Below are 7,868 nucleotides of genomic sequence, written 5' to 3'. Positions count from 1 at the left end.
CCCCGGCCCCCCCCACACCCCCCCCAGCAGCCCCACCCCCGCGCCCCCCCCCCCCCCGGTCTCGCGGTGTGGGGGCGCGCCGCCCCCCCCCCCCCCCCCCCCCAACCCCCCCCCCCCCCCCCCCCCCCCCCCCCCCGCTCCTACAACGGCATGGGCGTTTCGGCTTAGCTGTTGAACCAGATTTCTGCGTCGTCGCCCGCGGGGATCCGCATCGGGCACGAAGGGTCCGTCGCCGCGCGCCATACGGCCGCGGCCACCGCGCTGGAGCTGGTGGTGGGTGTCGTGGCATCACGCAGGCCTTCGAACACCTTCGCCGCGAATTCCGCGTAAGGCGCCGGGAATTCACCGATGCGCGCACGCGCGTTCTCACCAAAGCGCGTGGTCGGCGCACGGCCGGGCAACACGAGCCGCGCGCGGATGCCCAACGGCGCCAGCTCGAGTGCGACGGATTCGGTGAAGGCGTTCACCGCGGCCTTGCTGGCGGTGTAAACCGATAGCAGCGGCAGTGACCTGAGCGTCACGGTGGAGGTCACGTTCACGATCACGCCGGCCTTCCGCTCGCGAAACTGCGGCAGCACGGCCTGGGTCATGGCGATGGTCCCCAACGTATTGGTCTCGAAGACGTCGCGCGCTACGGCCACCGGCGTGCCCTCCAGCGCGTTGAACATGCCGATGCCCGCGTTGTTGACCAGCACATCGATCGGGCCGGCCTCTGCCAGGCAACGGCGGATGCTTTCCGGCTCGGTCACGTCGAGCGCAACGATGTGCAGGTGCTCCGAGGGCGGCAGTACGGATGGGTCGGGCGTGCGCATGGTGGCCACGACGCGCCAGCCCTGGTCGAGGAAGTATCGGGCGGTCTCAAGGCCAAAGCCCGACGAACTGCCGGTAATGAGGACGGTCTGCATGGCGACTCCTTTGGGGTGGGGATGTCTCCAAGATAGGGAGGGCCAGCCGGACGGACTATAATCCAACGTCCTCCATTCGTTCGCAGGAGTCCGGCCATGACCGATCCGTTCACCGAGGTGGTGACCCTGCTGCAGCCGGTCATGCGGTTCTCCAAGGTCGTGGAAGCGGCGAGCCCCTGGCGCGTTCGCCGGGCGACGACGGGAGAACCGTTCTACTGCGCCGTGCTGGAAGGCTCGTCGCGACTGATCATCGAAGGCCACGATCCGCTGGTGCTCCACGCGGGTGACTTTGTCCTGGTGCCTGCGGCCTTCGACTTCACGACCGAGAGCCTTGCTGCACCGCCAGCCGATCATCAGTCGCCAGTGAGCGTCGTGGATGGCCGAGCCCGCGTCGGTGCGCAGACGGATCCCGTCGACTACCGCGCACTCATCGGCCACTGCGCGTTCGGCTCACCCGATGCGTCGCTCCTGGTCTCGCTGCTTCCGGGCGTACTGCACGTCCGTGGTGAGCCCCGTCTCACCGCCCTGGTCAGCCTTGTCGGTGACGAATCGCGCGGCGATCGCCCCGCGCGCGATGTTGTATTGGAGCGACTGCTGGAAGTGCTGTTCATCGATGCGTTGCGTTCCGCCGGTGCCGTCGCGCCCACGGGATTAGTGCGCGGGCTGGCCGACGCCCGCCTCGCATTGCCTTTGCGGCGCATCCATGAAAGCCCCGCCGAAGCGTGGACGGTCGCGCGCATGGCTAACGAAGCCGCGCTATCGCGCTCCGCGTTCTTTGATCGCTTCACCCGCGTGGTCGGCATCGCCCCCATGGAATACCTGCTGACCTGGCGCATGGCCCTGGCACGCCGCCTGCTGCGACGAGAAGGCGCCGGCGTGGCCAGCGTGGCCGAGCAGGTGGGCTACGGGTCGGCGAGCGCGTTCAGCGTCGCTTTCGCGCGGCACGTGGGGCAGCCGCCGGCGCGATTTGCGCGGACGGCAGGCTGACGTCGACGGCACCCGTCTTTACCGCGGTGTAGAACCCCCACAGCAGGTGGGCCGCGACGGCGCGGTACGGCTTCCAGCGTTCCGCCCGTGCGTACAGTTCTTTTTCCGTCGGGCGCGTCGCCAGTCCATCCACGACACGCACCGCTTCCTGCAAGGCAATATCGGCCGCGGGGAAGAAATCGGTACGACCGTAGGCGCCGATCAGGAACGCTTCCGCCGTCCAGCGCCCGATGCCGATCAATGCCGTGAGGGAGGAAACAGCCTCGTCGTCGTCCGCTTCCGCGAGCGCGGCGAAGTCGATCCGGCCCTCTTGCTCTGCGTGCGCGATCTCCACGGCATAACGTGCCTTCGGTTTCGAAAGGCCCAGCTCGCGCATCCGCTCCGGCCCGGCGGCAGTGACCTTGGCGGCCGTTACCTCGCCCAGGCCTTCTTCAATGCGTTTCCATATGGCTGCGGCCGATGCGACCGACACCTGCTGCTCTGCGACCAGCCTGAGCAAACCCGCGTACCCCGCAGGCCGCGACCGCCACGCAAACGCAGGGGTTACTTCATTCGCAACGACCAGTGCCGGATCCACGCGACAAAGATCCGCGCGCAAGGCGCGGATCTCGTCGGCGGTGTAGCTATGGCCGTGCGCTCGGTGTGCTTTGGTTGGCATCCGCCGAGGTTAAAGCCTTACGCGGTGGCGAGGTACCGCTCCGCCGGCGTGGCGTGCGACAGCTGCGGCGCCATCGCCTGGCGGGCGGCTTCATACGCTTCCCAATGCTCCACGGCGTGCAGCGGCGGGATGGTGATCAGCTCGCCACGGTCAAAGCCAACCAGTGCGGCGTCGACCAGATCCTCGGCGCTCATCACGATCTCTTTCGGCAACATATCCACCGACATACCACCCGCTTCCCAGAACTCGGTCGCGGTGGCACCCGGCAACACGGCCTGCACCTGCACGCCCTTGTCGCCCACTTCGTGCTTCAGCGACTGGCTGAAGGCGACGAGGTACGCCTTGCTGCCGCCGTACACACCGTTGAGGATCTCGGGGGCGATGGCCACGATGGAGGCGATGTTGATCACCGCGCCCTTGCCGCGGGCTACGAAGCCCGGCACGGCGGCATAGGTCAGGCGGGTGGGTGCGGTCACGTTGAGGTCGATCATCTTGTTCATCGCCTCGATCTTGCTGTCGAGCAGCGGCGTGTGGGTGCCGACGCCCGCGTTGTTCACCAGCAGGCTAATGGTGGCGTCCTCACGCAGCTTGGCTTCCACCGTGGCCAGGTCGGCCGGGTTGGCAAGGTCGGCGGCCAGGACTTCCACGGCGCGGCCGCTCGCGCTGCTGATCTTCGTGGCCAGGGCATTCAGGCGGTCACGGTTGCGCGCAACCAGAATCAGGTCATAGCCGCGATCGGCCAGGCGCTGGGCGTACACGGCACCGATGCCCGACGAGGCACCAGTGACAACGGCGGTTCCGAGGGAAGCGTTCATGGGATATCTCCAGGGTGAGGCGGCGGGCGCCGCGGCATGGGAGATAGCTTGCGCCGGCTCGACGATGGCGCAAATGACGTATATAGTCATCTTTTAGGTCACGCGCCGGGAGGCCGGCCATGCAGCGCATCGGGTACGTCCTGTCCGATAGTTTCCAGATGATGGCCCTGGGCACCCAGGCCGTGTTCGAGTTCGCCAACCAGATCCATGGCAGCGAGTACTACGCGGTCGATGTGTACTCGCCCAACGGCGGCGATGTGCGCTCGTCGTTCGGGGTGAGCGTGGCGACCCGGCCACTCACCGCGCGCTCGGCGGCGGATACCTGGCTGGTGCCGGGCGTCCTGGATCCGCTGGTGGAACGATCTGATCCGGCCGTACTCACGTTTCTTGCCGGGCCTGGCCAGCGTGCGCGACGCATCGCGGGGCTGTGCACGGGCGGGTTCGTGCTCGCCGAAGCGGGCCTGCTCAATGGCCGCCGCGCCACCACGCACTGGCTCTTTGCCGATGCCATGCGCGAGCGCTTTCCCGATATCACCGTGGAACCCGATCGCATCTTCGTCACCGATGGCCCCATGTGGACCTCCGCGGGCATGACCGCCGGCCTGGACCTCGCGCTCGGCCTGGTGGAGAAAGACCTCGGCCCCGATCTCACCCGCTCGCTCGCGCACAAGCTGGTCATGCCGCATCGCCGCTCGGGTGGGCAGACCCAGCATTCGGAAATGCTGATGCTCGCGCCGCGGTCGGATCGCATCCAGGAAGCGCTGGATTTCGCGCGGCGCAACCTTGCCCAGCCTATCGGCGTAGAGGAGCTGGCGGAGGTCGCGCACCTCAGCCCCCGCCAGTTTAGCCGGGTGTTCACGGCCGAGACCGGGGAATCGCCGGCGAAAGCCGTGGAGAAGCTTCGCCTCGAAGCGGCCCGTACCATGATCGAACAGAGCCGCCATTCCCTCGACGTGGTAGCACGCGAGACGGGCTTCCGCGATCGCCGGCACCTGCGCGAAGTGTTTGTGCGCGGCTACGGCATTCCCCCGCAGGCCGTGCGACGGACGGCACGCGCCTAGAACAGTTCCGGCTGTTGATTGGTCAGCGCGGCAAGGCTATCGCCAAGTGGCGCAAGGATCGCGTCCGCGATGGGTTCAAGCTGGTTGGTGAGGTAGTGCTCATGGTCGATGCTGGCCATGCGCGCTTCGATCGGTTCAGGGCCACTAAGCGTCATCACGTAGCTGATCCAGCCACCGTTCTGGTACTGCCGTGGCCTGCCCTGTTTCGCGTTGTATTCATCGGCCAGGCGCGCCGCGCGCACCTGCGGCGGCGTGGTGCGGTCGTAGGAATCCAGCTTGCCGCGCAGCCGTTTGCGGTACACGAGCAAATCATCGAGCTCACCGGCCTGCAGGCGGCGCACGTAATCCTTGATGTAGTCAGCATACGGTTCACGCCGGAAGACGCGGCCAAACAGCTCGCGCTGGAAACCCTGCGCCAGTGGCGTCCAGTCACTGCGCACCGTCTCCAGGCCGCGAAACACCAGTTCTTCCTTGCCGTCTTCCTCCACCAGACCCGCATAGCGTTTCTTGCTGCCCATCTCGCTGCCACGGATGGTGGGCATGAAGAAACGCTTGTAGTGGGTATCGAACTCGATCTCGAGAAAGCTTTCGATACCGTGGGCCGCAGCGAGCGATTCCTTCCACCAGCGGTTGATACGGCCCACAAGCTGCTCGGCTACCTGCATGGCTTCGCTCTCATCATGCGCGCGGCCCAGCCAGATAAAGATTGAATCGGTATCGCCGTAGATCGCTTCGTAGCCCTCCTCTTCCACGAGCTTGCGCGTGGTGCGCATGATCTCGTGGCCACGCAAGGTGACCGCCGCCGCCAGGCGTGGATCGAAGAAGCGCCCGCCGGATGCGCCAAGCACGCCGACGAAGGCATTCATCAATAGCTTGAACGCTTGCGACAGTGCCTGGTTGCCATCGCGCTTGGCCTGGTCGCGGCGCTCCCACAGGTGGGTGATGATGCCGGGCAGGCAGTGTTTCGTCCGGGAGAAGCGCGTGCCGTTAGGCCCCGGAACCGTCTTCGTTTCGTCCTTCTCACGTGCGCCTTCCGCCAGGCCAATCGGATCCACGAGGAAGGTGCGGATGATCGACGGGTACAGGCTCTTGTAGTCGAGCACGAGCACCGAATCGTAGATGCCCGGCCGCGACTCCATGACGAAGCCACCCGGGTAGGACTCGCCGTGGGTCACGCCAATGTTCGGCGCCACGTAGCCTTCGCGATGCATGCGCGGCAAGTAGTGGTGGCTGAACGCGGCGATGGAACCGCCGGATTGATCGGCGGGAAGGCCGGTCGCATTCGCACGTTCAAGCACGAACTCGAGCAGGTTGGCCTTGGCGAAGATCTTCGTCACCAGCTCGCAATCGACCAGGTTGTAGCGCGCCAGCGCCGGCTTGTCTTCGCGGAAGCGCCGCTCGATCTCGTCCATGCGGTGGTACGGGTCATCGGTATCCTTGCCCTCGCCGAGCAGTGCTTGCGCCACGCTTTCCAGGCTGAAGGAAGGAAACGACCACATGGCCGAGCGCATGGCTTCGATGCCATCGATCGCCAGGCGGCCGGGGATGGAGGCGAAGACGTAGCCCTCGCGGCGGCCATGCTCCCGCCAGTCGATCGGCTTGCCGGAGCGGCCCAGCGCCAGCACCAGGCCGTGCTGATCCGCACAGGCCTGGAGCAGGCGCAGATCGAACTGCACGAGATTCCAGCCGATGATCGCGTCTGGGTCGTGCTCACGGAACCAGGCGTTGAGCGCCAGGATCAACGCCGGACGATCGGGCACGTAGGTCAGCGTGAAATCAAACGCCGGCACGTCGCCCTCCGGCGCCGAGCCCAGCATGTACACCTGGCGCTGGCCGCAACCCTCCAGGGCCACCGAATATAGCTCGCCCATCGCGCTGGTCTCGATATCCAGCGATACGACGCGCAGTGGCGGGCGATACGCGTCCGTCGCCTTTAGCCGCGGGTTCACCAGAACAGCGTGGTCTTCGCCTTCGCCAGCGTCGACGGTCACCGATGCCGTGATGAAGCGCTCCATCAGGAAGCGATCGGTCGGCCGGATGTCGGCTTCGTGCAGGGTGACGCCGCGCTCGGCGAGCCGCTTCTCCAGCCGCAGCATGGCGCGGTAGCTCTGCCCGTACAGGCCCCGCACGGGCTCCTGCCCCAGGGTCTTCAGTGGCAACGGCTTGAGCTCGAAAGCGCCATCGTTGCGAATGGCCGCCTCTACCTCACCCGCCTGCGATTCGCGAACAAAGGCCACCGCCGCCTGCGCTTTCACCAGCACGCACCGCGGCCCCTGGTCCGTGGCCAGCCACAGCTCCAGGTCCACGCCATCGCGGGTATCCCGCCAGTGGCGGGTGAGGATGAAGGCCTGCTGGCCTGGGGAGGTCATCGTGGGATTTTACAGCGGCGCTGTCGCGCGCACGGGTATTTCGTGCCTGGGCTACTGACAGCGTGGTGTCAGTAGCCCAATCAGGCGGCTTGATTCACTTCGACGGTGATGTGCACCAGTTCCTCATGAATGGATAGCGCCTCGCGGTAGTACGAAGCGTCCACCGGCTTGGCGGTCACCAGGCTCAACACCACGGCGTACTTTCCCTTCCCCACGCGCCAGACATGCAGGTCGGTGATGACCGCGTCGTGTGCGTCGTTATCGATGACCTCGCGGATTTCCGCAACCACCGGCGCGTCCATTTCAGCATCGAGCAATACGCGGCCGCTATCGCGGAGAAGACCCCACGCCCACACCGTAACCAGCACGGCGCCGGCGAGGCCCATCACTGGGTCGAGCCAACGGGCGCCCCACAGCATGCCCGCGACCAGGGCAATGATTGCGAGGACCGAGGTCGCCGCGTCGGCCAACACGTGCATGTACGCCGAGCGTAGGTTCAGGTCGTGGTGGTGGCCGTTGCGATTATGGCCGTGGCCGTGATGATCGTGGCCATGGCCATGGCCGTGGTGGTGGTGGTGGTGGTGGTGATCATGGTTATCGCGAAGCAGCCAGGCGCACACCAGGTTCACGACGAGGCCCACGAGTGCGATGGCAATAGCTTGCTCGTAGTGGATCGGTAGCGGGTTGAGCAGGCGTTCGCACGACTGGAACGCCATCAGCGCCGCGACACCGAGCAACAGGATGGCCGACGAGTAACCGCCAAGGATCTCGATCTTCCACGTGCCGAAGGTGAAGCGCGGATCGTGGGCAAAACGGCGCGCACATGCGTAAGCAAAGGCCGATAGCCCCAACGCCAGGGCGTGCGAGCTCATGTGCCAGCCATCGGCAAGCAGCGCCATGGAGTTGTAGTACCAGCCACCGGCGATCTCGACCACCATCATGGCCGCGGTCAGGTACACCGCCCGGCGGGTGTTCCGCTCGGCCAGTGGGTTGCCCTCGTTGAAGGCGTGGCTGTGGGTAAAGGCCGGCGCGGCCTGCTCGATGGACATGGAAGGGCTCGCTGGGATAACGTG

Annotated in this window: 7 protein-coding genes; 2 read left to right on the top strand and 5 right to left on the bottom strand. The window is 66.2% G+C overall.

Features of this window, described 5'->3' with window-relative positions; translation table 11 throughout:
• Positions 1–164 precede the first annotated feature (164 nt).
• On the bottom strand, positions 165–905 hold the full coding sequence (locus ABIE56_RS19390) for an SDR family oxidoreductase (protein WP_429245448.1): 741 nt from the start codon (positions 903–905) through the stop codon (positions 165–167).
• 96 nt (positions 906–1,001) lie between these two features.
• Here ABIE56_RS19390 and ABIE56_RS19385 point away from each other — a divergent pair, with 96 nt between their 5' ends.
• Entirely contained in the window at positions 1,002–1,892 is an 891-nt protein-coding gene (locus ABIE56_RS19385) for an AraC family transcriptional regulator (RefSeq protein WP_429245447.1), read from the top strand.
• On the opposite strand, the gene ABIE56_RS19380 is transcribed toward ABIE56_RS19385, so the two are convergent.
• Positions 1,828–2,550, bottom strand: a complete 723-nt coding sequence (locus ABIE56_RS19380) for a DNA-3-methyladenine glycosylase family protein (protein WP_429245446.1) — start codon at positions 2,548–2,550, stop codon at positions 1,828–1,830. The genes ABIE56_RS19385 and ABIE56_RS19380 overlap by 65 nt on opposite strands.
• Before the next feature lie 17 nt (positions 2,551–2,567).
• Positions 2,568–3,365 carry an SDR family NAD(P)-dependent oxidoreductase gene (locus tag ABIE56_RS19375; protein WP_429245445.1) on the bottom strand — a complete coding sequence of 266 codons (798 nt, stop codon included), beginning with the start codon at positions 3,363–3,365 and terminating at the stop codon, positions 2,568–2,570.
• 119 nt (positions 3,366–3,484) lie between these two features.
• Between ABIE56_RS19375 and ABIE56_RS19370 the strand changes: the two genes are divergently transcribed.
• Positions 3,485–4,426 carry a GlxA family transcriptional regulator gene (locus ABIE56_RS19370; RefSeq protein ID WP_429245444.1) on the top strand — a complete coding sequence of 314 codons (942 nt, stop codon included), beginning with the start codon at positions 3,485–3,487 and terminating at the stop codon, positions 4,424–4,426.
• On the opposite strand, the gene ABIE56_RS19365 is transcribed toward ABIE56_RS19370, so the two are convergent.
• Both ABIE56_RS19365 and dmeF read right to left on the bottom strand, forming a co-directional pair.
• On the bottom strand, positions 4,423–6,795 hold the full coding sequence (locus ABIE56_RS19365) for a DNA polymerase II (RefSeq protein ID WP_429245443.1): 2,373 nt from the start codon (positions 6,793–6,795) through the stop codon (positions 4,423–4,425). The two genes, ABIE56_RS19370 and ABIE56_RS19365, sit on opposite strands and share 4 nt — an antisense overlap.
• Positions 6,796–6,875: 80 nt before the next feature.
• Positions 6,876–7,844, bottom strand: a complete 969-nt coding sequence (dmeF, locus tag ABIE56_RS19360; RefSeq protein ID WP_429245442.1) for a CDF family Co(II)/Ni(II) efflux transporter DmeF — start codon at positions 7,842–7,844, stop codon at positions 6,876–6,878.
• Positions 7,845–7,868: the final 24 nt, after the last annotated feature.

The organism is Luteibacter sp. 621 (assembly GCF_050435445.1).
GTDB lineage: Bacteria > Pseudomonadota > Gammaproteobacteria > Xanthomonadales > Rhodanobacteraceae > Luteibacter.
The sequence above is the reverse complement of the archived record's forward strand: the minus strand, read 5'-3'. Positions and strand labels throughout refer to the sequence as shown.